Source organism: Streptomyces sp. NRRL F-5123 (genome assembly GCF_000721495.1).
GTDB lineage: Bacteria > Actinomycetota > Actinomycetes > Streptomycetales > Streptomycetaceae > Actinacidiphila.
In genome coordinates this window covers 1-26,171 of sequence record NZ_JOHY01000075.1, presented here as the reverse complement: position 1 = coordinate 26,171, position 26,171 = coordinate 1, and the positions used below count along the sequence as shown (strand labels likewise).

At 67.8% G+C, this 26,171-nt stretch carries 22 protein-coding genes and 4 pseudogenes; 12 read left to right on the top strand and 14 right to left on the bottom strand.

What is annotated here, in order from left to right; genetic code table 11:
- Positions 1-156: 156 nt before the first annotated feature.
- On the top strand, positions 157-552 hold the full coding sequence (locus IH54_RS0135570; RefSeq protein ID WP_052398227.1) for a hypothetical protein: 396 nt from the start codon (positions 157-159) through the stop codon (positions 550-552).
- A 47-nt stretch (positions 553-599) separates the two neighbouring features.
- Here IH54_RS0135570 and IH54_RS0135565 read toward each other — a convergent pair whose 3' ends face one another.
- Complete coding sequence (locus IH54_RS0135565) at positions 600-875, bottom strand: hypothetical protein (protein ID WP_031525089.1); 276 nt, start codon at positions 873-875, stop codon at positions 600-602.
- A gap of 1,029 nt (positions 876-1,904) precedes the next feature.
- Between IH54_RS0135565 and IH54_RS0135540 the strand changes: the two genes are divergently transcribed.
- From IH54_RS0135540 to IH54_RS45905, 4 genes and pseudogenes are all read left to right on the top strand, one after another.
- The gene (locus IH54_RS0135540; protein WP_052398226.1) at positions 1,905-2,360 is read left to right on the top strand and encodes a hypothetical protein; all 456 of its coding nucleotides are present in this window, start codon (positions 1,905-1,907) and stop codon (positions 2,358-2,360) included.
- Between the two features lie 77 nt (positions 2,361-2,437).
- Positions 2,438-2,719, top strand: a pseudogene (locus IH54_RS43985) (transposase); the annotation flags it as partial.
- Positions 2,720-3,039: 320 nt separating this feature from the next.
- Entirely contained in the window at positions 3,040-3,603 is a 564-nt protein-coding gene (locus IH54_RS0135530; protein WP_031525080.1) for a hypothetical protein, read from the top strand.
- A gap of 93 nt (positions 3,604-3,696) precedes the next feature.
- A complete protein-coding gene (locus IH54_RS45905; RefSeq protein ID WP_159012267.1) occupies positions 3,697-3,855 on the top strand; it encodes a hypothetical protein in 159 nt (52 codons plus the stop codon).
- 155 nt (positions 3,856-4,010) lie between these two features.
- On the opposite strand, the gene IH54_RS0135520 is transcribed toward IH54_RS45905, so the two are convergent.
- Positions 4,011-4,418 (bottom strand): MerR family transcriptional regulator, encoded by a 408-nt coding sequence (locus IH54_RS0135520; RefSeq protein WP_031525078.1) that lies wholly within the window; start codon positions 4,416-4,418, stop codon positions 4,011-4,013.
- A gap of 83 nt (positions 4,419-4,501) precedes the next feature.
- Between IH54_RS0135520 and IH54_RS0135515 the strand changes: the two genes are divergently transcribed.
- The gene (locus IH54_RS0135515; RefSeq protein ID WP_031525075.1) at positions 4,502-5,158 is read left to right on the top strand and encodes an SDR family NAD(P)-dependent oxidoreductase; all 657 of its coding nucleotides are present in this window, start codon (positions 4,502-4,504) and stop codon (positions 5,156-5,158) included.
- A gap of 125 nt (positions 5,159-5,283) precedes the next feature.
- Here the strand turns inward: IH54_RS0135515 and IH54_RS43980 are convergent, their stop codons facing one another.
- From IH54_RS43980 to IH54_RS47370, 3 genes and pseudogenes are all read right to left on the bottom strand, one after another.
- Positions 5,284-5,433, bottom strand: coding sequence for a hypothetical protein (locus IH54_RS43980; protein WP_234344199.1), 150 nt, complete (start codon positions 5,431-5,433; stop codon positions 5,284-5,286).
- A 186-nt stretch (positions 5,434-5,619) separates the two neighbouring features.
- Positions 5,620-5,766 carry a hypothetical protein gene (locus tag IH54_RS46385; protein WP_199923518.1) on the bottom strand — a complete coding sequence of 49 codons (147 nt, stop codon included), beginning with the start codon at positions 5,764-5,766 and terminating at the stop codon, positions 5,620-5,622.
- Positions 5,767-5,797: 31 nt separating this feature from the next.
- Positions 5,798-6,047, bottom strand: a pseudogene (locus IH54_RS47370) (lysine--tRNA ligase); the annotation flags it as partial.
- 188 nt (positions 6,048-6,235) lie between these two features.
- Here IH54_RS47370 and IH54_RS0135500 point away from each other — a divergent pair.
- Positions 6,236-6,634 (top strand): VOC family protein, encoded by a 399-nt coding sequence (locus IH54_RS0135500; RefSeq protein ID WP_052398229.1) that lies wholly within the window; start codon positions 6,236-6,238, stop codon positions 6,632-6,634.
- A 715-nt stretch (positions 6,635-7,349) separates the two neighbouring features.
- Positions 7,350-8,141 (top strand): IS5 family transposase, encoded by a 792-nt coding sequence (locus IH54_RS0135495; RefSeq protein WP_031525071.1) that lies wholly within the window; start codon positions 7,350-7,352, stop codon positions 8,139-8,141.
- Here the strand turns inward: IH54_RS0135495 and IH54_RS47365 are convergent.
- A pseudogene (locus tag IH54_RS47365) lies at positions 8,101-8,347 on the bottom strand (hypothetical protein); the annotation flags it as partial. The gene IH54_RS0135495 and the pseudogene IH54_RS47365 overlap by 41 nt on opposite strands.
- 384 nt (positions 8,348-8,731) lie before the next feature.
- On the opposite strand from IH54_RS47365, the gene IH54_RS47820 reads away from it, so the two are divergent.
- Positions 8,732-8,854, top strand: coding sequence for a hypothetical protein (locus IH54_RS47820; RefSeq protein WP_267965263.1), 123 nt, complete (start codon positions 8,732-8,734; stop codon positions 8,852-8,854).
- A 2-nt stretch (positions 8,855-8,856) separates the two neighbouring features.
- Here IH54_RS47820 and IH54_RS0135485 read toward each other — a convergent pair whose 3' ends face one another.
- Positions 8,857-9,369 (bottom strand): hypothetical protein, encoded by a 513-nt coding sequence (locus tag IH54_RS0135485; protein WP_052398225.1) that lies wholly within the window; start codon positions 9,367-9,369, stop codon positions 8,857-8,859.
- 127 nt (positions 9,370-9,496) lie between these two features.
- Between IH54_RS0135485 and IH54_RS40690 the strand changes: the two genes are divergently transcribed.
- Positions 9,497-9,727, top strand: a complete 231-nt coding sequence (locus tag IH54_RS40690; protein WP_052398224.1) for a hypothetical protein — start codon at positions 9,497-9,499, stop codon at positions 9,725-9,727.
- A 402-nt stretch (positions 9,728-10,129) separates the two neighbouring features.
- On the opposite strand, the pseudogene IH54_RS47355 reads toward IH54_RS40690, so the two are convergent.
- The 7 genes and pseudogenes from IH54_RS47355 to IH54_RS0135445 form a co-directional block, all read right to left on the bottom strand.
- A pseudogene (locus IH54_RS47355) lies at positions 10,130-10,318 on the bottom strand (IS630 family transposase); the annotation flags it as partial.
- Positions 10,319-11,040: 722 nt separating this feature from the next.
- Positions 11,041-12,159 carry a zinc-binding dehydrogenase gene (locus IH54_RS0135470; RefSeq protein ID WP_031525066.1) on the bottom strand — a complete coding sequence of 373 codons (1,119 nt, stop codon included), beginning with the start codon at positions 12,157-12,159 and terminating at the stop codon, positions 11,041-11,043.
- Entirely contained in the window at positions 12,156-12,974 is an 819-nt protein-coding gene (locus IH54_RS0135465) for a phytanoyl-CoA dioxygenase family protein (RefSeq protein ID WP_052398223.1), read from the bottom strand. The genes IH54_RS0135470 and IH54_RS0135465 overlap by 4 nt, the downstream gene beginning before the upstream one ends.
- A gap of 90 nt (positions 12,975-13,064) precedes the next feature.
- Positions 13,065-14,186, bottom strand: coding sequence for a cytochrome P450 (locus IH54_RS0135460; protein WP_234344197.1), 1,122 nt, complete (start codon positions 14,184-14,186; stop codon positions 13,065-13,067).
- A 95-nt stretch (positions 14,187-14,281) separates the two neighbouring features.
- Positions 14,282-17,494, bottom strand: a complete 3,213-nt coding sequence (locus IH54_RS0135455; RefSeq protein WP_052398221.1) for a non-ribosomal peptide synthetase — start codon at positions 17,492-17,494, stop codon at positions 14,282-14,284.
- Between the two features lie 16 nt (positions 17,495-17,510).
- Positions 17,511-21,554 (bottom strand): non-ribosomal peptide synthetase, encoded by a 4,044-nt coding sequence (locus IH54_RS40685; RefSeq protein WP_159012262.1) that lies wholly within the window; start codon positions 21,552-21,554, stop codon positions 17,511-17,513.
- Positions 21,547-23,607: an aminotransferase class III-fold pyridoxal phosphate-dependent enzyme gene (locus IH54_RS0135445; protein ID WP_267965264.1), complete on the bottom strand. Its 2,061-nt coding sequence runs from the start codon at positions 23,605-23,607 to the stop codon at positions 21,547-21,549. The genes IH54_RS40685 and IH54_RS0135445 overlap by 8 nt, the downstream gene beginning before the upstream one ends.
- A gap of 254 nt (positions 23,608-23,861) precedes the next feature.
- Between IH54_RS0135445 and IH54_RS0135435 the strand changes: the two genes are divergently transcribed.
- Both IH54_RS0135435 and IH54_RS40680 read left to right on the top strand, forming a co-directional pair.
- Positions 23,862-25,124, top strand: a complete 1,263-nt coding sequence (locus IH54_RS0135435; RefSeq protein WP_031525052.1) for an MFS transporter — start codon at positions 23,862-23,864, stop codon at positions 25,122-25,124.
- Positions 25,121-26,171: AMP-binding protein (locus IH54_RS40680; protein WP_159012257.1), on the top strand; the 1,051-nt coding region annotated here is incomplete at its 3' end. The genes IH54_RS0135435 and IH54_RS40680, both read left to right, overlap by 4 nt.

The following is a 26,171-nucleotide window of genomic DNA, read 5'->3' as shown; positions in this document are numbered from 1 at the left end:
TGCTTCGCCGCCACCGGCCTCCCACTGGGTGACGTCCCCTGACCGCTGTCAGGAGCAAGACGACGCGGTGAGCATGCACGCCCCGCTCCCCGCCGGGGGGACGGGCATGGGTAGCGTGGTCGGCGGATGACGGCACGATTACCAGGGAGTCCTCGGATGCGGGCGCACTATCGCAGCTTGCCCGGCTTTGAGAAGGTGGCGCTCGAAGACAGCTACGTGTTGGACATCGAGGCCCGCCCGGGAGGGCTCCTGTTCAGATTGGACCTGTTCCTCCATCCTGGGCATCCCGACTTCGGGCCGCCCCGGGGAGACGATCGGGCCTGCTTCCGCCCGGCCCTGCTCTCCTTCGACGAAGTCCGCAGCCTCGCTTGGACCGGCCAGGGGACTCCACCTGCCCGGGACGCAAACGGCGAGATCGACTACGGCGCGATCGACGAGTTCACGTGGACTGCCGGAGAGTTCACGCTCGTCGGGGACTGGGGCCGAATCCAGGTCAACTCCCCTCGGGGCCCGAGGCTGGACATCGAAGCTGTCGACGGTCCGCAGCCCTGACCGCTCTCCTCAACACGCGCGCGGCGGCTGCGTGACCGCCGCCGACATCACTCTTTCAAATTCGATAGCCGGCTCGGCCCCGCCCCCGCGGACCTGCGCGACCACGCATCGATCTCAGCTGCGGCGGCCTGATGACGTGCGGCCTGCTGGGCGCAGATCGACTCGATGCCGGCCGCTAGGGTACGCGGGCACTCCAGGCCCTTCGCGCTGATGCAGGTGGACTGGCTCTTGGCGTCGAACGCCTCGACCGAACCGGCGAGAGCTTCGGTCAGCTCCTCGTCGTTGAGGGCGGTGAAGTCCTCGGGAAACTCGAAATCGGCCATGTCCGGGCGCTCCCTAGATCTTGTGGAAGTGCCCGGCCCAGAACCAGCAGCAGCGCAGGGGCGTCAGGTCCGTGACCCTGCCCCTGTCGAAAATGTCATCCGTGCAGCTCATACGGCATGTTGGTATTCGTGGAGGATGCCGCCGAGGCGGTTGCGTCGTCGGATGTCGAGGTGATTGAGCTGCCTCGTATTCGCGGCTGGTATCGCCGGTGGTTGGAGTGGGCGGGTGTTAGCGATGACCTGGTGGGGTCGGTAGGAGTTGTCGTGTTCCTCGAACTCCCGTAGGGCCTGGAGCAGGTGGCGCTGGTTCCAGATCAGGGTGCGGTCGAGGAGTTCTTGTCGGCAGGTTTGCACCGCCGTTCCGTGATCGCGTTCACGCGCGGCATCCGGACGCCGCTGAGCACGACCTCGATCCACTCGATCACCGCGAAGACAGAGTCGCGCCCCCGGACGCCAGGAACGCGCGGTCGCCTGGCGGTCACGGCCCGCGGCGCAGCGGGGCGGTTGCGCAGCGGATCCCACCGTCCCCGCCTCTCCCCCTCACCGGTGCATGCCCACTCGATCAGCTCCTGGCGCCGCGCCTCGCTGAGCTTGCAGGCCCTACGGCGGGAGGCATCAGGGGCCGTTCGCCGGGCTCTGCGGGGGTGAGGTGGAGCGTGTGCTCGAGCATCAACTGCTGCGCGGGCAGCAACCGGTCCCGGTCCAGGCGCTGCGCCAGCGCCCATCCCCCGAGGTCTTCGCCCTGCACCGTGGCCCCGCCCACCCCGTTCACCGGAGCACTCCCAGCGCGTCGAGTTCCGCGCGCCGCTCCTCGCTCGGCTTGTCGGCGCGTCAGAGCCCGGCACAAGCGGACCAACGGCAACTTTCTGGCCCACGAATTCTGAGCCGCCCCGGAGCGCCGCATGCTCTACGTGAGAGAAGACTCCTGACGCCTTACCGAATTCGCCAGGCCCCCTGCCTACGGACAAAGCCAGCGCCTATACGATTCCATCGCCCGGGACGCGTAGTCCGCAGACTCAAGAGGAAACCATGTACATGCTCGCAGGAGACCAGCCGTACGAGGGTCACGACCCCGCTATCGTGCTCCTGCTGTTGCTGGCCGGAGCCATCGCCACTCCGTGGCTTTTCATCTGCGGAGTGAGGCTGGCATTACGAGCCCGCGCAGTTCGTTCGACGACGGCCGCCATCAGAGCCGTTGCGACCCTGGCGGGAGGTGCCACAGTATGCATGTACACGTGGGGAGTCCTGCATCTGCTCTTCTTCGATGACGCCGATCAAGCTGCCGCATGCAACGCGGTGGTAGGCAAAGGCCGTCTGACGGGCTACGCACCGTCTTTCGCCCCGCTTCACTTCGGATGCCGAAGCAACGACGGGCGCACCGTGGAGGCGGTCATTCCCTCCTATCTCAACCCTTCCGTGATCATGCTCGCCTCGTGCGCAGTCGCACTGACGGTCATCGCCGTCATCCGCGCAAAAGAGGACTGACACCCGACGACAGCCCCGCTGCGGCCCCGCCTTTCCCCGTCGGACCCTGAGCGAGCAGAGCAGCGGCTGCCGACCCAGGCGTGCGCCCGGGTCTCTACGGCGAGGGGCCGGTGGAGATCGCGGTGCCGCGGGACAGAGCCGGGTCCTTCGAGCCGCAGCTGGTCAAAAAGCGTCGGCTGCGTCTGGGCGGGGTGGACGAGATGGTCCTGTCGCTGTCGGCGAAAGGGCTCACGCATGGGGCGATCTCCGCGGGTCCGGCCGAGGTGTACGGCGCGGAGGTCTCCAAGTCCACGATCTCCACGACCGGCAGCGCGATCGCCGGTATGACCGAACGGCAGAACAGTCCGCTGGACAGCGTCTGCCCGGGGCCGCTGGTCGTCGGGGGTGGTGCGCCAGCGGTCCTCGGTCTTCCCCAGGCTGGCGGCGGCCACATCTTCGAGGTCGAGTCCGAGGAGGTGGGTGACGGTGGCGGTGGCGTACCGCAGGACGTCGCCCAGTTCCTCGCGCAGTTGCTCGCGGGAGGGAACGGCGTCGGCACCGTTCGGCGAGGCCACAATGTTCGTCCCGTGGTAGGCGGGTACTCCGCCCACCGCTCCTCGGGGACACCGTGGAAGCACTTCGATCCCCCGCGCCGGCGCTGCCGCTACCCGGCCGGATTCGGCAGTGGCAGAATGGCATCGTGGCCAACTCCTACGCGCAGTCCATCTTGAGGACCACGAGCACGGCGGAGGCGCTGGACATCGTGCGGCGACTGCTCGACCTGGCCGATACCAGCGATCTCAGCGTGGACTTCGACGCACGTGTCTTTGAGGAACCTGTCCTCGATGCGCTGCTCGAGCTTCTGCCGGACACGGACTGGTGGACGGAGACGGAGGGCGCAGACGAGGCGTCGTCCGACGCCGGGGACGATCCACACGCCCACCTGCCCCTCTACATCAGCGAGTGCGGGGTGCCGCCGGAAGCCGTAGACCGTCTGATCGCAGCATCGGGGACGAGCCCTGCCAGCATCCGCTGGGATTTCTGGGCCTGGCCCGCAGCGCCCGAAGCAGGCCTGGACCGCGGCGGCGCGCGCGGCGCGTACATCACCTTGTGCCTGAACGCACAGGACATCGACCTCACCGAGCCCGCCGCCGATCACAGCCTCTTCGTGCACGTGGCACAGGTGGAAGCCGAGCGCGCCCCCTGGCTGGCCGCCCGGGTCGGGCTGCGGGTGATCGGGGAACTGGTCATGGCGCCTGTCTGACGCGGCCCACGGCCCTGTGGGGTGCCGAAACTGGCGCAGGGTCACTGATCAGGCTCATTGCGGTTCCAGCTGATCAGGGCATACTCGGGCCGCATGGCGTTACGCGTGCTCTACCTGATCTTCATCCGGCTGCTCGGACTGCTCCTGTTGCTGTCGCGGTCGGTGGACGCCAAGAACACCGAGATCCTCGTGCTGCGCCACGAGGTCGCGGTGCTGCGTCGGCAACTCGGCGTCCGGCCGCGCCTGACGTAGCCGGACCGCGCCGTGCTCGCAGCCCTCGCCTGGCACCTCCCCAACAGGCTGCGCCGCCACCGCGTCGGCGCCTCCACCATCCGACGCATACTCCGCAGCGCCGGCCTCTCCCCCGCACCCCGACGCAGCATGCCGGGGCACGCAACCGACCTGGCCTATGGAGCGGGCTTGCGTGACGTATCACCGTTCCGAAGTGACGTATCACCGTTCCGAGGTGCCGTGTCGAGAACGGCGTCCAGTATTCGCCGGGAACCCTCCAGTTGGCTGATCGTCTCGGTGATGCGGGCGCGTTCGCGCCGCAACTCCCCGATGAAGGTCGGGCAGCCGGGTGGCACCCTCAGTTCGTCCTTGTCGCGCACACAGTGCACGACCGTGCCGATAACCGCGGTGGAGAGCCCTGCGGCAAGCATTGCTCGGATGTGGCGCACCATGGCGACGTCTGCCTCCGCGTACTCGCGGTAGCCGTTGTCCAACCGTGTCGGCCGGAGCAGACCCTGCTCCTCGTAGTAGCGCAATAGCCGCCTGCTCACCCCGGTTTCGTGGGCGAGGTCGCCGATTCGCATCCGGGGCCTTCTCCTTGACCTTCACATTGATGTGACGCCTTACCGTCTCCAGTATCGCTGATCACGAGAAGGAGGGCCGGATCATGCCAGGTGCAGTGATCATTGGTGCGGGACCGGGGATCGGGCAGGCAGTCGCCCGTCGGTTCGCCAGAGAGGGGATGCCGATCACGCTGATCGCCAGGGGCGGACAGACGCTGCGCGTCGTTGCGGACGCGCTTGCTCCCTATGACGTCCCGATCATTGCGTTGCAGGCCGACAGCACCGACCGGGCCGAGTTGGACACGGCCCTGGACAAGGCCGTCGGCGGGCACGGCGTACCGGAGGTTGTCGTGTACAACGCCGCGCTCGTCCGCGCGGACGAGCTGGGCGAGTTGTCGGTGCGGGACCATATGGAAGCATGGGCGGTCAACGTGGTCGGCGCGCTGAATGCCGCGGCGCGCCTCGCGCCGGCAATGGCAGCACGGGGGAACGGAACGTTCCTTGTCACAGGCGGCATGCCCGAGCCCAAGCCGCAGTATGTGAGCCTCTCCCTGGGCAAAGCGGGCGTCCGGACCCTGATCGCGCTGCTCGATCAGCAGTACGGCTCCTTCGGAGTCCACGCAGCGAGCGTCACCGTGGATGGCCCGGTCGCCCCCGGCACCGACTTCGACCCCGACGACATTGCCGAGCACTACTGGCACCTGCACACCCAGCCACGCCACCTGTGGGATCGCGAGGCGCTGCACACCAGCCGCTCCTGACAGCGCGCGGCCGACAAGAACCGGCGAGCTGCCCGTTCCCTCAAACGATCTACTTCATGGACTGCCGCTCACGACCAGCATGAACACCCTGAGAGACCGTCACGCCGACCCTGTGTCCGGCAACTTCACGTTGGCGGACGCTCCTTGTTCTTGAAGCCCTGGTCGGCCAGAGCTTTGCGGACGCTGTGGCCGGTGTGGTCGACGGCCGGGTCGTGCCCGGTCGTGGAGGCGGGGACCCCGGCAGCGACATGGAGACTCCGGGTGTCCAGGACCACCAGTCGGGTTGATGTGTCCCGGCTTGTGTGGAGTCGAGTTGCTGGAGTCTAGGCGATCGCGTGGGTCGACTTCGGTTCGAACTCGACGGGTGTGAGCATGCCGAGAGCGGAGTGGCGCCGCTCCCATCCCGCGCGGGCTGTCCCAGCTTACGTACCAGCCCGATAGCACGAACGCCTGGCGCTGTCTCACCCCGCGACGGCGAGCGCCAGGTCGTGGGCAGTTGTGCGGCGCAGCCGACCCACGTCGAGACCGCCGTGGTTGATCCCGTCGTACAGCGCCCCGTGTCCGCGCTGCTGCTCCCGCGCCGGCGCCGGCTTCACCAACGTCGTCACCGCACCATCTGTGCACAGCACCGCGTCGGAACGGGAAGTTGCGGAACCGGTCGAGGTCGTCCCGGCTGATGAGGCGCTCGCAGGCCAGGCCCCGGCGCCGGATCTCGTCGGCGACGAAGTGCGGCGTCATCACCTCGCGGACTGCCCAGGTGGATCGGGCCCGACGGGCTCGGCCCGGAGGCGACGACGATCGGTTTCCCGGCGGCCCCCGCTCCGGCCTCGGCGATGACCTCGTCGGCGAGACGAGAGACCCAGTCGGCTTCGGTGGCGGTCGGCGACACGGTCGGTGGACTCCTTCGGCGGGGTCGGCGGATGCCACCCAGACAGCTGAGGGCTCGCAGAAGGTCGGGGGACACCGCCCAGACCGCCGCGAATCGGTACTGTGGAAGGGAGCTGATTCCCTCGAACACCGGAACGAGCCCCCGGAGGCACTGTGACCGGCGAGAACGCGCCCGCCTACGACGTCGCCATGACGCACTTCATCGTGTCCGACGACGTCGAACGTTCGCGTCGCTTCTACACCGAGGTCCTCGGCGGCCGGGCCCTGCGCTCGGGCGTCCCGTCGATCATCGAGTTCCACAACGGCTGGATCATCATCAACGAAGGCGGCGGCCCCACCGACGACAAGCCGACCGTCGTGCTGGAGACGCCGCAGGACCCGGACCGGGTCAGCAGCTTCCTGAACCTGCGGGTCTCGGACATCCACGCCGTGTACGCCGACTGGTCCGCGCGGGGCGCCGAGTTCATCACGCCGCCCATCGAGAGAGGCCACCCGGAGATCCGCTGCTTCCTGCGGGACCCCGACGGGCACCTGATCGAGGTGGGGCAGACCACGCGTCCGGGCGGGTGGCCACCCAAGGCCCCCTGACTGCGGGGCCGCCCGGGGAGCCGCCGCGCTCGGGGAACCACGGGGACCGAGACGGCGGCGACCGAGAACTGAAGACCGGACGCCGGAGACGGCGGCACGCGACGGACGCCCGGGTTCCCGGGCGTCCGCCGCGCCCGGCTGGTCGGCCCCGCAAGCCGGAGCGGACCGGGATCGGGCTACGCCAGACGGGGCCCCTTCGGACGAAGGGGCCCCGCCGTCACGTCAAGACCCGATCAGAAGCACCCGATCGACGGTACCGCTCAAAGCTCGTCGGTGATGAAGTTTCGCGCCGTCGCCCTGTCCGGAACTTCTCGAACACGCCAGGCCAGAGTCGGGTCAGCCCCTTGCCTCGCACGGGAACAGGACCAGGCACTCAACGACCAAAGATCACGAACTGCTGGTGGGGTTGGCGTTACTGACCTGAATCGTTCCTCGGCCGGGGTCCGAGTCGCTCTTGTCGTTCCGACCGTGCGGGATGCGGTTCGAACCGGGGTTCCCGTTCAGGTGCTGGTTGCGGGGTCGGCGCATAAAGGTGGGGCCTTCTGAACGGTTCGGTGTGTCGAATCAACGAACAACGCCAGGAGGCCCCGGTGTTGGAGTGTTCCGTGTCGATGGGCGGGCAGTCCAGTCCGTCACTCGGGGGTGCGACTGCCTGGCGCACCAGTTCGGGAACGCTGCCGACAACGGCACGCGCCGGCCCCGGTACCCGTCGGACATGACGGACGCGGAGTGGGTGGCAGTCCGGCCATTGCTGCCGGTGCCGGGCTTGTTGCGGGGCCGGGGCGGGCAGCCGGAGGCATACTGCCACCGGGCCGTACTGGACGCAGTCCGCTACCTGGTCGACAACGGAATCAAGTGGCGGGCCATGCCCGCCGACTTCCCGCCCTGGGACCGCGTCTACGCGTTCTTGCGCCGCTGGCGCGACCACCGCCTGGCCCGGGAGTTCCACGACCGGCTGCGCGCGGCAGTTCGCACTCGTGCGAGCCGGGACAGCGAGCCGACGGCCGCCGTGATCGACTTCCAGTCGGTCAAGGCCGACGCCGTGGTGGGCGCGGACAGTCGCGGCTTCGACGGCGGGAAGCTGATCAACGGACTCAAGCGGCACCTGGTGGTCGACACGGTCGGCCTGCTGCTGGGCGTGACGGTCACCGCTGCGGATGTCGGGGACCGCACCGCCGCGAAGGCCCTGCTCCAGCAGGTGCCCGAGGCGCATCATCGGCTGGCACCGGTCTGGGCCGACGGCGGCTGCACCTGCAGCCTCGTCGAGCACTGCCTCGCCGTACTCGCGCTGGTCCTGGCCATCGTCAAACGCAGTGACGACCGAAGGGGCTTCGTGGTGCTGCCCAAGCGGTGGACCGTGCAGCGCACCAATGCCTGGCTGATGCGCACCCGGCGCCTGGCACGCGACTACGAACGCCGCACCACCAGCGCCGAAACGATCGTCTACAAGCCGATGAGCCTGCCCACGACCCGCCGCCTGGGCCTGCCGCACCCGCAGCGAGCGTGAACTGGCCCGGCGAGAGTTCGGTCAGCCAGCTTCGCGCGACCAGGCGTTTCGCCTTCGACCGCAAACCCCACTCGCGCCGGCACCACGTCCATCCCGAACACTGCGGTCATCTCCTGGCAGGTCAGAGGCCCTTGATGCAGCCGGGACCGGTCCGCGAGGACCTGCACGATCCGTTGGTAGTCCACCGAGGTGGCCCGATTCCAGGCAGGCGGCGGTGGACGGCGTGCTCGATCACCGCGAAGACATACAGTCGTGCGTGACGGTCTCGAGGAAGTTGCAGGCCAGTAGGGCGTCGGCCTGGGAGCGGAGGAAGTCTGCCCATGTGCTGGAGGTCCGCTCGGGTGCCGGGTCGATGCCGGCGTCCTTGAGGATCTCCCAGACCGTGATGCGGCGACCTTCACGTTCAGGACGAGGAGCTCGCCGTGGATGCGGGGTCGTGTCCCCGGTTGGGGTTCACTCGGGAGAGCCGTAGCACCAGGGCGCGGACGGAGCGCACGGTCCGTGGCCGTCGCGGGCGCTTCGGCCGGGACATGTCGGTGCGGCGGCGTGCGACCGGGTCGCAGTACGTGACCCACGGAACGCGGCCGCACATGATCCGGCCGCGCCGGGTACGGATGCTGCGGTTCGAGGTCGGCGGGCGGGCGGTGTACGCCAGGCACCCGGGGACGAGGCTGAACGACTTCCTGGGCGAGGCTTTGCGCGAGAGCCTCTGAATTCAGCCCAGCGGACCGGTCACCGATTCGTCGATCTTGAATTCGCTGAACGTGACGCCGCAACCACTCGTCGCCGCTACCACACGTTTCGCCGTGGTATGGACGTATATCGTCAACGGGGCCCCTACCTGACCTTCGGGGTAGTGAATGCCAACGTAGAATGAGATGCCCGATCCATACCTTAGATGTGTCGTCCTGGCCCGGATTCGCAGGTTCCGTGTGGGCGGGAACGGACTGGCGGAGGCTTCCTCCCAGCCTCCCGAGCCGTCGGAAGTGCCCCAGTGGTAATTGACCTGCGCGACCTCCACAAGCTCGGCACCTGAGGGCTCCTTCAGGTCGACGTACATGGTGATGTCCTCGAAATCGACGCCGTCCCACGTCGGAGGCGCGGTCGCGTCGATTTCGAGCATGGCCTGGGCCAGCGGAAATTTACTTTCACTGACCCGAACGAGCCTAGTGGTCCCGGTCTTGATGATCTCAGAGTTACACGGCACATCTATTTTAGTCGTGACCATGGGGCGACTCCCTTACCCGGCGGAGATTCTCGGCATTGTCACAAGGTTCTGGCGTATCCGTACTCATACAAACACCCCTGACGCTGCGCCGCCAGTCGAGTGCCACAGGCCGGCGTCGCCCGGCACGATGAAGGATCACATCACGACCTGCTTGGAGGACATCGGCTGGGGTCTTGCCGCGTACGTCATCTCGGAGCACCCGGCCACCCGGAACGTCATCCTCGGCACCCGCCCGCACGTCAGCCGACCCCGCCGTGCGCGGGCCCTGCGGTTCGAGGTCGGCGGCCGGGTGGTGCACGCGGCGTACGTGCACCCCCGGCAGCAGGCCGAACGATTTTCCAGGCAGGGCCCTGCGTGAAGAACGATGAAACGCGAAGGAACAGCATACCGCAGGATTAATTATTACCAGGTCGCGCAAGGCATCAAGACCTCTATTTTCGGTGACGTGGCCGGGGAGGTAGAACCTCATGGCATCAGCGTGCTTCGACCTATGTATCTGAGTTGCAGGCAGAGATTCATAGGTTGAATTCCCGCGGCGCTCTGAAGGACGGCGATAGGGAGCTGTTAGACAAGGCGCGCCGGCACCTCATAGCCGTCCGAGGGGCTTTGGAGAAGTGGGATACACCCTGGTCTTCCCTCAAAGGCTCGACCGTGGATCGCGTCTGGGCTAATTATTCACCACGTAGAACTGCTCATCCTGAAAGTCGTCGGTGGAGAGAACTTCGCCGCGTGGGTTACTGAGGTTGAACTCGTGGTGTCGCTATGCGGGTCGGATGGTCAGGCCGGTCTCGGTGAGGCAGCCGTCGACCAGGTTGCTGCGGTACTGGATACTGCGGAAGCCATGGCGGATTGTGCGGATGAGGTGTTCGGGGGTGGTGAAGGCGACGTTGGACAGCCACCCACGCCGCAGCAGGGACCGGATGCCTTCGACGGGGTTGAGGTCCGGGGGCGTAGGGCGGCAGGTAGGGCTCCGAGAGTTCGAGACCTTCTACAACGGGCACCGGCCGCACCGGGCTCTCGGCCAAGCCGCTCCACTTCGAGCACTCCCCCACCCAAACAGTGAGCCAGCCCAGATCAGACGCGAGGTCCGTCGGCGAGATCGACTCGGAGGAACCCCCCACGAGTACCACCACGCGGCCTGACCAGGCCGGATGATTAACCGGCACCCACACTCGCCGGGCGTGCGGATCGCGCACGTCGACAACAACCGATCGTCGCCACGCGCGCGGGAGCGTATCTGCTAGGCGCGGACAACACCGGCTTCCTCCTGAGCGATCTGCGGGAGCCGACCATCGGCAAGCTGATCGACTGGGTGAAGCAGGGCGAGGTCGAGCCCTCGGACAGGACGGTCCGACCGGCCGCGAACGCGAGGAACGGGCCGCGTTGCGGCGGGCGAACCGCGGACTGCGTGAGGGCGTCGACATCCTCAAGCGGGCCAGGGCCTTCCTCCCGCAGGAGGCCCGGTGACGGTGCACCCGTTCGTCGCGGCGGAGAAACGTGAGGGTCACAGCGCCGAACGGACGCGTGATCAACTGGAGCTCTCCTGAGCCGCCTGCCACACGCGCCGCCCCGGCACCGGATCTGCCGAAGCCGACAAACCCGCTGATCGCACCGTCGGGACGACAGGACGTGAGCCTGCGACCTGTTGACCCCCAGCTGTACTTGGCAGCCTCAGGCGCGCAGTACAGCCTTGATAACAGAGCCGCGCTCGACATCCGCCAACGCGGCCGCGCTCTCCTCCAGGGGATAGATTGTGACCAGTCGTGCGAGGTCGAAGCGGCGGACGAGAGCGGGCAGCAGCCGGACGTATTCGACTAGATGAGCCCCGGTAAATGCCCAGGAGCCCACGACGTCCAGTTGGCGGTAGACGATCTGGTGCGGGTTGATCGACGCGTCACCGTTGTCGGTGTACTGACCTACCACCAGGTACGAACCGCCCCGGCGGGCTAGCCGCAGTCCCTGTGCCACGGCGGCTGGCGCGCCGACACACTCAATCACCAGGTCCGCACCGCGCCCGCCGGTCAGCTCGATGACCCGGGCAAGTACCTCGTCCTGCGCTCCGGCCCCGTCCGCGTCGACGATGTTGACATGTTCGTCGCCGATCCCCACTTCGGCGGCCACACGCAACCGTTGGTCGGGGCCGCCGACTACGATCACTCGGGCTGCGCCCGATAGGTGCGCGAGCGCGGCGGCTGCCAGACCGACCGGGCCGCTGCCCTGCACAACCACCGTCTCGCCGACGCGGACCGGCCGCCGTTCGAACAAGGCGTGCACCATCGTCGGGCCGGCGCAGGCGAAGGCCATCGCGGCCAGTGGGTCGATCCCCTCGGGCATACGCACGACGGTCGTGCCCTCGTGCAGGCAGATGTGATCCGCCCAGGACCCGGACAAGGCCGGCTCTACCGTCGTCGGCCGGTTGACCCCGTAGGTCCGGCGGTTCTCGCAGAGCGTGGGCTCGCGGTGCATCCTGCAGGGCACGCAGCGTCCGCACGCGATCGACGACGCCCACAGAACCTCGTCGCCGATGTGCAGCGCGGTGCCATCCACGTCATATTTTGCGCCATGGCCGAGTTCGTACACCGTTCCGAGACCCTCGTGCCCGAGCACCAGCGGCGTTGGCACCTCCAGATGGCCCAACTGTAGATGCCGGTCAGTACCGCACACCCCACCGTAGCGGCCGGCCACGATCATGCCGCGCTCGGGGGCCGACGGCAGTGGGAAGCGCTGTAGCTCCAGCGACCGACCGAACTCGCTCAGCACCACCGCGCGGCTATTCTGCGGCGCACTCATGCGGTGACCTGCGCACCGGGGAGGCCAGGCAGTGGGCCGTCGACAGGCTCCAGAGGAGTAGTGTCCCGGCAGACGATGTACTCGGGCCGCGGCAACCCCAGCGGGCGCGGCGCGTTGCTGCAGTCGTTGTACGTCATGATCAGCAGCTTTCTTGGGAAAGGCGATATGTTCGCCGCCGATCCGTGCACGATCTCGGGGTGGAAGAGCATCACGGTTCCGGGCGTGCCTTTGACGCTCTCCATACCGTACCGGTCGACGAGTCCGGTCAGCTCCTCCGCGGTCAATGCGATGTCATCCGGGTCGAGGTGCTGCTGCGAGGCCGCCTCACGGGCCGGCGGACCGCCTTGGATCGCACCTTGATGATGCGAGCCCGGTGCAAAGACGACCGGACCGTTGAACTCGGTGACCTCGTCCAACAGGACGCCGACGTTGACCAGCAAGGGCTTGGGCAGGTTGTCCGCCAGGCGCCAGGCCGTGAAGTCCCGGTGCCAAGCCCAGCCACCGCCCAGGAAGGGCGGTTTTGAGTTGATCTTGAATTGGTAAATGTAGACGTTGCGCCCGAGAATTTGCCGCACCGGCCCGAGGATCCGCGGTGAGCGCACCAGGGCGCCGAACTCAGGGCAGCGCAGATGGGACGCGTAAACCGCCCGGGCTTCCTCGCGGCCCCGTTCGGCGACCCGGTGGTCCCCTTGGACGCTGCTGTCGCGCAGGTAGGCCTCCCGTAAGACCTCGACCTCGTCCGGTGTCAACAGTGCGTCCAGGGTCAGGACTCCTCTCTCACGGTACTCGTGCAGTTGTTCTTGGCTAAGCTGCATATTTCGCTCCGCATTTGAAGTGAATCGGCCCCGGCCGGCCGCCGGGCGTGGTTGTTGGCGTTCGGACACCTGGACGGGTGAGTCCGCCAGTCAGCAAAAATCAGGCACCTCTCCTGTGCGGAGGGGCGGAGGAGTGAACTGTACGATCAGTCGACTCATGCCGGTCAGGAAGTTGGAATGGATGCGCAGCGGGGTTTCGGTGACCTCGATTTCCCCGACGTGCGAGATGAGCGCGCACAGCAGTTCGCGGATCTCCATCCGGGCGAGATGTGCACCCAGGCAGAAGTGCGGGCCGTACCCGAAGGCAAGGTGTTTGTTGGGACTGCGGTCCAGCGAAAGGGTGTCCGGGTCGTGGAAGACGCTCTCGTCGCGATTGGCCGAACTGTGCCAGAGCGTGACAATTTCCCCCTCGGCGATGGGCATGCCGTGCAGTTCGGTGTCCGCGGTGCACGTCCGTCCAAAGTGCATCGTGGGCGACGCCCAGCGCAGGAGTTCCTCTGCGGCCCTGGCTGGTTCCACTCCACCGCTGCGGAGCAGGCGCCATTGAGAAGGATGCAGGGACAGGGTGCGGACGGCGTCGATCATAGTCAGCCGGCTGGTCTCATTGCCTCCGATCACAAGGCTGTAGCAGTTCAGGATGACTTCCTCGTCCGACAGCGTCACACCGTCGATCTCGCCTCGGGCCAGCACGCTGATGACGTCGGCGCCCGGCGACCTGCGGCGTTCTTCCAGCAACTCGCCAAAGTACAGGAGGATTTCGTTCCGAGCGTTGACCGCGTCCTGCTCGTCGGCGTCCTGTACGTCCGAGCTGAGCGAGGCTTTTGTCATGGTGAGCAGAAAATCACGATCCGATTCGGGAACTCCCAGCAGATCTGCGACGGTCCCCACGGGAATCCGACTCGCGATGTCCGCGGCGAAATCGCATTCTCCCTTCTCGATGGCCTGTACGAGAAGCCGGCGGACCTCTTCACGTACGTTCGTAGCGGTATTTTCCAGCATTCGTGGGGAAAGCGCCCGCAGGACGATCTGCCGCAGTTCTCGGTGGCGGTGCCCGTCCATGACGGGGAGCATGCGCCCGGCCGCCGAGTCTCCACCTGCGAGGAGGGTGGTGAGGACGTTGCCGCGGGATGAGGTGAACCTCTCGGTGTCGCGGTAGACCGTCAGGATGTCCTCGTGCCGCGATACCACCCAGAAGCCGGGCTGGGCGCTCATGGGCGGATGCCAGTGGACCGGCTCCTGGGATCTGAGGCGCCTCCAGAAAGACCCCATGTCGTCGCCATCGAATGAGCGCGGGTCGGCGAGGTTCGTCACGGGATGTCCTCCGCCACCTTGACCTGCGCGCGGACCTCGTCGTCCGACATCGCCTCGACGGCGGCGGAGACCAGATCCCTGACCACCCCGGCGAGCGTGGCGACCGTCCGCTGCTCGAACAGCGTCCGCAGCGGCACCGAGACGCCGAACGTCTCGCGGATACGCGTAGAGATGCGGGTCGCGATCAGGGAATGCCCCCCGACTTCGAAGAAGTCGTCATGGACGCCTACGCGGTCCAGGCCCAGCGTGCCGACCCACATCTGCGCAATCGCCGCCTCACACGCGTCGCGCGGTGCCACGAAGGGCGTGCTGGACTCTTCCAGCGGTGGGAGGGCGTTGCGGTCGACCTTTCCGGACGAGGTCAGGGGCATCCGTTCGACCCCGACGAACCTGTCGGGGAGCATGTAATCCGGCAGTGTGTCGGCGAGGCGTTCGCGGAGCCTGGGGTCGGTGGTGTGGTCGCCGCCCTCGCTGGTGTACCAGGCGACGAGCCGGGTGCGTCCCCCGGTGCCAGCCATCTGGACCACCGCGTCGTCCACGCCGGGCAGCGCGCGCAGCGCGATCTCGACCTCCGCGACCTCCACCCGATAGCCGCGGATCTTCACCTGCCGATCTGTACGGCCGAGGAATTCCAGCGTTCCCTCGGCGGTCCAGCGGCCGACGTCGCCGGTACGGTACAGGCGCCCGCCGGGTTCGGGGGCGAAGGGGTCCGGCAGGAAACGGGCAGCGGTCATCGCCGGCGCCCCGACGTAGCCCCGGGCCAGACCGGCGCCGGCGACATAGATCTCGCCCGGCGTGCCCACGCCCACGGGGTGGAGCCGATCGTCTAGTACATGCACCCGGACGTTGTCGAGCGGGCGCCCTATGTCCCGCCCCTCGTACGGGAACTCCACCAGGGAGCAAGTGGTCAGTATGGTGGCCTCGGTGGGGCCGTAGACGTTCACCACTCGTACGCCAGGAGCGTCCGTCGGCTGCGCACGGAAGAGGTCCCCACCGGTCAACACCGTTCGCAGCTCGGTGAGTTCGTCAAGGGGGTAGGTGATGAGGTACTCACACATGGCCGTGGTGAGGTAGGTGACCGTCGTTCCCGCCCGGGCGAAGTGGTCGAGCATGCGCTCGACCGACGGGACATCCTCTTCAGGTGGAAAATGCAGCCTGGCTCCGGCGAGCAGAGCGCCCCAGATCTCCCAGCCTGCGGCATCGAAGGAGACGTTGGCGACCTGGGAGACGACGTCGTCGGGGCCGAGGCCGCGTTCCCGCAGATGCCAGTCCATCAGGTTGGCCATCGAGCGGCGCTCGATGGCCACGCCTTTGGGCCGCCCGCTGGAGCCGGAGGTGTAGATGACATGCAGTAGTGCGCCGGGGGGCGTGGCAGGCCAGGGAGGGCAATCGGCCCCCTGCTGCCGCACGGGCAGCGGATCGTCCACGAACAGAGTGGGCGTCGTCGCAGGCAGAAGACCAACCAGTCCGCGACGGGTCACCACGAGGCCGGGGTGGGCGTCGTCCACTATCGAACCTATCCGGTCCCCCGGGGCTCGGGGATCGAGGGGAAGGGCAGCCGCGCCCGACATGAGAACGGCAACCCAGGCGACGACAAGATCGAGGCCACGCTCCAGCAGCACTCCGACGACCCTCTCGGAACCGGCACCGCGTCGGCGCAGTTCGAGGGCGAGACGTTCGGAACGGGCGTGCAGGTCCGCGTATGTCAGCCCCTTGTCCTCAGCTGCCACGGCGACCGCATCCGGCGAACGGCGTACCACCTCCGTGAACCGTTCGAGCAGGTCCGCGCCCGGTGGGACTGCGCGGGAGGTGCCGTTCCAGCGCGCCAGCGCCTGCTCCTCCTCGGCATCGAGGAGCGGAACGTCGAGGACGGGCTCTGCCGGGTCGGCGCAGACGGCAGTCAGGAATGTGCGGTAGCGCTCGATGAACCGCCGCATCGTGGCCTCGTCGAACAGCTCAGCAGCGTAGATGAGGTAGCCCCGCACATGGTCCGTGCCGTCGTCGAGCAAGTACATCTCGACGTCGAAACGGACGGATTCCGATCCGTCGTCGAAGCGGCTGACTTCGAGTCCGGGCAAGGAGAAGGAACCGCCCGAGCCGCCCCCGTTCGTGAGTAGCTGAAAAGTGTGCTGGACGAGGGGATGCCGGCCGAACACCCTGGGCAGTCCGAGCTCGTCCACCAGCCGCTCGAACGGAAGGTCCTGGCGGGAGAGTGCCTCCAGCAGTGTCGTGCGCACCTGGCTGACCAGGTCGTGGAACGAAGGATCTGCCGACAGGTCGGCCCTCAGCGGCAGGATGTTCACGAAGAAGCCGACGAGCTCCTCGTGTTCCGGCTCGGTACGGCCCGCTGAGGGGCAGCCGACGACGGACTCGCGGGCCCCGGTCCAGCGTGCGAGCACCGCGTGATAAGCCGCCAGCAGGACCATGAACAGTGTCGCGCCGCGTTGCTGGGCAATCGTCCGCAGACCACCGACGAGCTGCGCAGGGAGGCTGAACTCGACCGTACGTCCTCGGTGGGAGGGGACGCGCGGCCGCGGCCGATCGGTGATGGGCTCCGTCTCTCCCAGTCCGGCCAGCTGCCGGCGCCAGTAGTCCGAGTGCTCGGCAAGGACCTCCTCTGTCAGCAATGAGTGTTGGGCAGCGGCCACCTCGCCGTACGACGCACCGAGGGCAGGCAGCCTGGGCTCGCCTCCCGCCAAGTAGGCGCTGTAGGCGGCCGACAGATCCCGCATGAGCACATCGAGTGACCAGGCGTCGAAAACGCTGTGGTGAACGGTCAGCGTCAGGACGTGGTCCTGCTCGGACAAGCGGAGCGCATGGGCCCGGAACAGCGGGCCGGCCGAGAGATCGAATGCCCAAGCGGCCTCGGCCGCCGCATGTTCTCGTGCCGCTTGCAGGGGACTCGCGCGAACTGAGAGGTCGATGATCTCCAGCCGGACCGTATCTGTCGGGCCGACCACAACGAAGGGGACGCCGTCCTGGACCTCGAACCTCGAGCGGAGCACGTCGTGCCTGCTGCCCAGGTAACCGACGGCGCGCTGGAGCGCGCTGGCGTCCAGAATGCCGCGAACGCGGAAGGCGTGGGTGATGGTGTAGGCGGGTGTCCCCGGGTGGAGCTGTTCGAGGAACCACAGGCGCTGCTGCCCGAAGGAGGGTAGCGCTGGTGGGGCGGAGGAGGAAGCGGGCCGTGGGACGGACTCGGCAGTCATGGATTCTCCTGGCGGCTCAGCACAGGCTGTCGGACAGATGCGTGGCCAAACGGCTCAGCAGGTCGGCCGAGAAAGGTTCGGGATCGGCGGTCAGGTGGAAGTGACCTCCGCGCAGGAACACGGTGTCGACCTGGCCGGTCGTCGTCTCCCTCCAGCCGAGGAGGGCCGCCGGCGTCGTGCCGGGGTCGCCGTCCGATCCGTAGACGATGACCGGGCAGTCCAGCGGCTTACCCGGGGTGTGGGCATAGGTCTCAGTGAAGGCCACGTCGGCACGAAGCGTGGGAAGCACCAGTTCGAGCAGTTCCGGTTCGTCGAACGCTGCCGCGTCGACACCACCGAACTGCGCGAGGGTGCGCAGCATCTCATCCGGCGCAAGCCGGTGGAGTCCTTCCGGGTCGCGGTGCTGCGGGGAGGGCTGGCCGGACACCACCAGGCAGGCGGGCGGGTGCCCGAGGCGGTGCAGCTCACGTGCCAGTTCGTACGCGAGCAACGCACCCATGCTGTGTCCGAACAGCACGACGGTCTCGCCGAGAAATGGCAGCATCTCGGCCGCGACACCGGGAACGAGTGCTCCGGCGGTCCGGGGCATGCTCTCGGCGTAGCGACTTCCACGCCCGGGCAGGTGGGCTACGTGGACGTCGAGGTGCTCCCGCAGCAAGGGCAGAAACGCGTCGAACGCATCCGGTCCGCCGCCCGCGAACGGCAGGCAGAACATCTGGGCACGGCTCTCTCGCGGCCGTGTGAGTGCCCGGAAGGTCGCCGTCCTGACCCGGACGGCAACGCCTGGATCGGCCTGACGGACCGCGGCGGCGAAATCCTCCAGGACAGGGCGGTCGAACATCACGCGCAGCGGCAGGTCCACGCCGAAACGAGCACGGACTTGGTGGACGACTCCTGGCACGGCCAGAGAGTGGCCCCCGAGCTCGAAGAAGTTGTCGCGGGCGCCGACGCGGTCGCACCCCAGCGCACGCTGCCAGATCTCGGCGACAGCACGCTCCGCGGCGTCGCTCGGTGGCACGAAACCGCCCCCTTCCAGAACCGGCCGCGGCAACCGCTTACGGTCCACCTTGCCTGATATGGACAAGGGCATCTCATCGAGGATTACGACGGCAGCCGGGACCATGTAGGCGGGGAGCCGCTGCCGGAGCCGGTCCACCATGCCGGTCGGGTCCAAGCCGGAGCCAGGAGAGAGCACGACGTAGCCGACGAGCAGACGACCGCCCGCCGGAGCGTCAGTGACAGCGACGGTGGCACGGACGACGCCCGGCAGATCGGCCAGGCACGCCTCGACCTCCTCCGGCTCGACGCGATAGCCCCGGATCTTGACCTGCGAGTCGATTCTGCCGAGGTAGTCCAGGACACCACCGGCACGCCGACGGGCCAGGTCCCCCGTGCGGTACATGCGGGATCCGGGCTCCTCCGCGTAGGGATCGGGGAGGAAGACCTGGGCGGTCAGGCCGGGTCGGCCGGAGTATCCGCGTGCCAGGCACGGGCCGGCCACGTAGATCTCCCCCGGGAGACCGGGTGGGACGGGTGCCAGATCGCGGTCGAGCAGATACACCCGGACGTTTCCCACGGGCGTACCGATCGGAGGATGCGTCGGCCACTCGGCCGGTGCCCCTGTCATCCTCAGCGCAGTGATCGCGTGTGCTTCGGTGGGACCGTATTGATTGTCGACGGCTGGCGCGTCGAGACGGTCCAGCAGGGAGCGGAGTTCCGGCCCGAGGACGAGTTGCTCCCCCGCCGACACGATCTCTTGCAGCGGCGGCAGCGGCTGCCCGTACCGGTGGGCCGCCGCGGCGGCGAGCAACTCGAGCACAGGCGGAGGGCAGTGCAACCGCCGGACATCGTGCTCTGCCATGATGTCCAGAAGCTGGTCGGGGTCGCGCCGCTGATCCTCGGAGGGCATCACGACGGGCGCACCCTGGGCCCACGTGCTGAACACCTCCTGGAACGAGACGTCGAAGTTGATCGCCGAGAACTGGAGAGTCGGTCCGGCGACCGGGCTGCGGCGGACCTGCCAGCCGATCATGTTGAGCAGCGGCCGGTGCGTCATGGCCACGCCCTTGGGCCGCCCGGTCGACCCGGAGGTGTACACGACGTACAGCAGGTTGTCCGGGGTGGCGAAGGACGGCAGGTTCGCGGTCGTCCGGCATTCGATCGCCTCGGCGTCCTGGTCCAAGAGCAGCACCGGTTCTCCGGCGAACAGGGATTCGGCCAGACCGGACCGTGTAACGGTCAGCGGGACACGGGCCTCGGAGATGATGTGGCGCAACCGGTCTCGGGGAGCTGCCGGATCGAGCGGCAGATACCCGCCGCCGGCCTTGAGGATCGCCAGCAGGGAGACGAGCGTGTCCGGGCTGCGCTGCACGCACAATCCCACCAGGACCTCGGGTCTCACGCCCCGATCACGCAGCAGCCGGGCCAGCTGGTTGGCTCGCGCGTTCACCTGGGCGTACGTCAGCCGTTCCTCGGCGCACACTATCGCCAACGCCTCCGGTGTTCCCGCGGCCCAGCGCTCGAACAACTCGCTGAAGGTCAGGCCGTCCTCCACCGGTTCCTCCGGCCCGTGGCCGGCGGCCAGCGCGGCCCGGCTTTCATGCGGGCTCATGAGCGGAATCCGCGACAGCGGCAGGGTTGCGTCGTCGACGGCAGCGGCGAGCAGCCTGAGGTAATGGTCGCCGAATCGGTGCACGGTGGCCTCGTCGAACAGGTCACGCGCACCGATGAACCGTCCGGCGAGCCGATCGGATCCGCGGTCGAAAATGTGGAGTTCGAGGTCGAAGCGGGTGGTGACGTCACCCGTGGGAAGCTCGCTCACCGTGCAGTCCGACAGTGAGAGCTCGCCCAGCTCGCCGGTTCGCCCCGTGTTCAGCAGGCCGAACCACACCTGGAACAGCGGGTTCCGGCTGAGATCCCGTTCCGGGGCGAGGTCTTCGACTATCTGCTCGAACGGCACCTCCTGGTGGGCGTACGCGTCCAGTGCGGTCTCCCGGACCCGGTGGATCAGTCCCTCGAAGGACGGGTCGTCGTCCAGCCTGGCGCGAAGCGGAAGGGTGTTGACGAAGAAGCCGATCATGGGTTCGAGCTCGGTCCGGTTCCGACCGCTGACGGGAGTCCCGACGACGAAGTCGTCAGCCCGCGCGTACCGGCCCAGCAGGGTCTGGTAGCCGGCGAGCATCACAACGAACGGCGTGGTACCGGCAGCGCGGGCCAGGCGCCTGATCCCCTGCACGGTCGCGGGCGGCACTTCGAAGTCGGCCCGCTCTCCTCGGTAGGTGGCCACCGGCGGCCGCGTCCGGTCCGCGGGCAGCTCAAGGGGCGGCGCGGCCTCCAGTTGGGCACGCCAGTACGCCGACTGGCGGCGCATTTCGGGTCCGGCGGCCATGCTCCGCTGCCGTGCCGCGAAGTCCGGGTACTGCAAAGGGAGGTCGGGCATGTCTGGATCGACGTGGTCCACCTCGGCGGCGTACGCCCGTGACACCTCGTTGACGAACACACCTGCCGACCAGCCGTCGAACACACTGTGGTGAACGGTGACGAGGAAGACGTGGTCGCGGTCGGCCAGCCGCAGCAGCCGGGCCCGGAGCAGTGGGCCGGCCGCCAGATCGAATGGAGCTGCAGTTTCCGCGGCACAGCGTGCTTCGAGCTCGGTCCCTTTCAGCCCGGCGGCGTCCTCGCGGATCAGCACCCTGTCCGGGGCGCGCTCGACGACCTGGAAGGGTTCCCCGTCCGCGACGGCGAAGCGCGTGCGCAGCGATTCGTGCCGAGTGAGCACAGTGACCAGCGCGCGGTCGAGCGCCCGGGGGTCGAGCGAGCCGCGCACGCGGTAGGCGGCCGACACGTTGTACGCCGAACCCCCTGGCAGCAACTGCTCGTGGAACCACATGCGGCGCTGTGCAGTGGACAACACCGGTCGCTCGGGGTCCCGCCCGGTGGCGGCAGGCGCGGCGGCCTGCACCTGTGTGCCGGGTACGGCGTCGGACAGCGCACGCAGTCGCCTGTCGATCAGGGCTCGCCGGGCGGCGGCGAGGTCCTCCGCGATTGTCTCGTCATTCACCGCTGGCACCGTCGTCGGTACGGATGAACCCCTGTGCGGACATCTCCTCGACGGCGGTGCGCACCGCGTCCACGATGAACGTCACGTCCTCGTCCGTATGGGCCGTCGACAGATAGCAGTTGCGGCCCTCCCAGACGTAGACGCCGAGATGAAGCAGATGGTGGAAGAAGAGGTCGGGGAAGCCGAACCCCCGGCCGAAGGAGAACCTGAACAGGGACCCCGCCCGCTCGACGCGCAACGGGATGTGGTCACGTTCGAGCGCGCTGTTCACGCTTGTCTGAAGCGCTCCGGTACGCCGGTCGAGTTCGTCCTGGAGCCGGGGGCTCTCATCTCTGATACGACGCAGCGCGGCGTGCGCGGCGGCCATGGCGAGCGGGTGCTTCGAGAACGTCCCGGCGAACGCCATGGTCCCCGCGCTCGGCCAGGAGTCGTCGCCATAGGTCCACAGGCCGCCGTCGACCGGGGCCATGAACCGCTCGCTGCCGCACACGGCGCCGATGGGCAGGCCGCCGCCGATGACCTTCCCGTACGCGGCCAGGTCGGCCCGCACGCCACTGAGGGCCTGGACGCCGCCCGGGTGCAGCCGGAAGCCGGTGATGACCTCGTCGAAGATGAGCGCGATACCGAGGTCGGAGGTGAGTGCGCGCAGGTCGCGCAGCCATGCGAAGGGCTGGACCTGTGGCGTGCGGCTCTGGATGGGTTCGACCAGGACGGCTGCGATGCCGGCGGCGTTGGCCGCGATGAGGTCGAGAGCCGAGGGCTGGGCGAAATCGGCGACGATGACGTCCTGCGCCATCGAAGGCGGCGTTCCGCGCGTCAGCGGTACGGCGGTGCCCGGCGGGAGAGCGGGGTCGGCCGACCCGCGGGCGAGCACTCCGTCGAAAGTGCCGTGGTAGGAAGCGGAGAAGATGACGATCTTCTTTCGGCCGGTAGCCGCGCGGGCCGCCCGGATCGCGACCATGACCGCTTCGGTGCCGGAGTTCTGGAAGGCGACGCGGGGCAGCCCCGTGAGTTCGGTCATCAGCTCGGACACCGGCCCTACCGAGGTGTTGAACGGTGCGAGCGGCGTGCCCTTGGCCAGCTGAGCGCTGATCGCTTCCTGGATGTCGGGCGGGGCGTGGCCGAAGAGGTTGACACCGAAGTCCATGGAGATGTCCACGAACTCGTTGCCGTCGACGTCGGTGAACCGGCTTCCGCTCGCCCGGTCCGCCGTGATCGGATAGACGATCTCTTTCCAGAGCGCGTGGAATCCGGCCGACATCCTGCTGTCCGCGTGGACGGTCCTCTGCCGCGCGGCCAGCCGTTTGGAGCCACCCATACGCGACTCGAGGGACGTCACCAACTCCTTGACGTGCTGGAGCTGGTCTGGAGCGAGGCTGCGCCCGCTGTACGGCTCGATGGGCCGGTGAGGACCGAGGGCCTCGGCGGCCCCCTCCCGGCCTCCGGGCGGTTCCGGGGCAGCGGTCGGCGGCTTCCAGTAATCGTCCTGTGACGAGGGTTGCCGGCGTGACCTGAGCAGTTCGAGCTGCCTGCGCATCAGCTCGATCTGGAGGCCGATGACCTCTCGTTCGAGGGAGGAGTCCTCGGAACCCTCCGAGGGGGGCGGGGCCTCCGGGAGGACCGCGACGTGTTCGGGCGCTGTCGGCAAAGGTTCGAGGCGACGCGCGGCCGTGTCACGGTCCTCGGCTGCGGCCGAGGCGTCCGGGGCCCGGCCGCCCAGCTCTGCCACCCGGCCGGCGAGCGAAGCGATGTCGGCGTGGGCGTCGAGCATATCCCGGAAAGGCACATCGATGCCGAGATTGTCCGATATGACTTCGGTAGCCTCCACCAGGAGCAGGGAGTCCGCCCCCAGTTCCACGAATGACACGTCGAGAGGGACCTGGTCAGCGGGAAGACCGAGAAGTCTGGCGAATAATCGCCTGAGGGAGACCTCTATTTCTGTGCGGCTATGCCCTTTATCGCTCTCGGCTCGTACCTGCACTGCACCCCCCTGGTGCCCGGCGTTTTTCGCCGATCCTCGCCTTCCATTGGCCGAAAAGGGTCGGCGACACATGAACAATGCTTCGATTCTTACATCCGATCCCCGGTGCGTCACCGAAGGCCGACCGAAAGTGATCTGCATCACATGACCGACAGGGTGAGGTACGTGCGCCGGGTTCTGTCCAGTCCTCCCGCGGGAACAGGTACTTCGCGCCGGGGTCGCCCGACATCTCCTACTGCGTTCGGTCATGCCGAACACATCGCCGCCCGGGCCTGCAGGGGGGGTGGTGCTTGACTAGCGCAGCGGGCGTCACCTAAGAATTAGGCATGTCCAAAAAGGCGGGCGGTCCCCTCTTAGCCCTGCTCTCGGCCGAGATCATCTCGGTATCAGGCTCGCTGGTGACCCGAGTCGCCCTGCCGTGGTTCGTGCTGGCGACCACGGGGTCGGTCGCCAGAATGAGCTTTGTCCTCGCGGTGCAGATGCTGTCAATGGCACTGTGGGGGATTCCCGGTGGCGTCCTCGCCACCCGTCTGGGAACTCGAACCTTCATGCGGATGGCCGACTGCTCACGCGCTGTTCTCATCGGCCTGGTGCCCCTGCTCGACCGGCAGGGTCTACTCACCTTTCCCATGTTGCTCGTGCTCGTCTTCCTGATCGGTGGCTTCTTTACGCCCTACTACGCCTCGCAGCGGGTGCTACTGCCCGAACTCGTCGGCGACGACGAGGGACTCCTGGCCCGAACCAACACTCTTCTGGTGGGCGCGAACCGCATCACCCTGCTCCTGGGTGCACCCATAGGGGGCGTGCTCGTCTCGGCGTTCGGTGCGCGAGCGGTTCTGTGGATTGACGCCACCAGCTTCTTCGTCTCCTTTCTCTTGATTTCCCTGTTCGTGCACACCGGCAAGGTGGCACCCGCGACAGTGGACCAAAGTAAACTGCTGGCCGGCGTACGATTTCTGTGGCAGGATCGGATCCAGCGCCTGTGGACCTTCGCCAATATCGGTTTTGAGATGTCCTGGCAGTGCATCTTCGCCGCCATCCCGATCCTGGCGTTTTTGCGTTACGACGACGACCCGCGTGTCGTGGGTGCTCTGCTCGCAGTATTCGGAGTCGGGGCAGTCGCTGGAAACATCACGGCGATCCCTCTCCTACGTGCAATGAAACCAATCAACCTGATGATCACAGGGGCGGTAGCGGAATCTGCAACTCTGTGGGGCGCCGTGGTGGATCTCCACGTGGTGACGTTCGGCGCTGTCCTCTGCCTGGGGGGATTCTTCATGGGATTCATCGAGGGGCCGACCACGGCCTTGCAGACCAGGCGCACGCCGTCCGCGCTGCGCCCGCAGTCCATGTCCGCATTCATGACCCTGACCTTGGTGGCGGGATCTCTGGCGCTCACCTTTACCGGCCCGGCGTTCGAGTCCTACGACCCTCGGGTGCCCTTCACCGCCGTAGCGCTCCTTTACTCCGTCGGTACCGCACTCTTGGTCCTTTCGGCCCGACGACTCGCGGCCGAACCGGCGTCGCCCGCGGCGCTGCGGGCCACCGACCCGAAAACAGCTGATTCGGACGCGAGGGATCCTGCGTGAGTGACAGTTCGGGTGGTGCCCGCCTCCTTCACGAGCTGATAGCCGACCAGGCCCGGCGCACCCCGGACGCGAGCGCCGTCCGCGGAGCCTTACGGAGCCTTACGTACCGCGAACTGGACATCGCCGCGGACCGATTGGCGAGCACTCTGGCGGATGCGCATATCCGGCCGGAGCAGCCCGTGGCTGTCTGCTTGCCGCGGGGGTGCACGGACGCCGTCGTCGCCTTCCTGGCGATCCTGAAAGCCGGGGCCGTCTATGTGCCGCTGGACCCCGCTTATCCGCTGCCCCGGCTGCAGCACGTGCTGGACGACTCGGGAGCCGAGCTGGTGCTCACCCACCGGGACGTCCTACGGCTCTCCCTCGCCGACCCCGTCCGCGTGATCGAGATGGACGGTGCACGGGTGACCCCCGTGGATGGCACCGGGATCGGGCTCCGCGATGCGCCGCGCCCCAAGGTCCGCCACCTGGACTCCCTGGCCTACGTCATCTACACCTCCGGCTCCAGTGGGAAGCCCAAGGGCGTGTCGGTCACCCACCGCGGTGCCGTCAGCCTGGCCCGAGCGCAGCGCGAGCATCTCGACGTCCACCCCGGTGACCGCGTTCTCCAGTTCGCCTCGCCCGGCTTCGACGCGTCGGTGTGGGAAGTGCTGATGGCGCTGACCGCGGGCGCCGAACTGGTACTGGCTACCTCCGACGAGGCGCAGGCGGGACCTCTCCTCGCCGCCCTGCTGAAGTCGGCGCCGATCACCCACGTCACCCTGCCGCCCTCCGTGTGGCTCCAACTCTCACCGGCTGACGCCCCTGGGCTGCGCGTCGGGGTCTCGGCCGGCGAGACGTGCCCGCCCGGCCTGCCGGCCCGCTGGACGCCGTACTGCCGTTTCATCAACGCGTACGGGCCGACCGAATTCACCGTCTGCGCCACCTTGGGCGCTGCCGGGTCGGCAGCACCTGCTGTCTCGGTGCCGATCGGGCGGCCGATCGGGAATACGCGGGCGTATGTGCTGGGCCCGGATCTGGAGCCGGTACCCGCCGGTGCGGTGGGCGAGC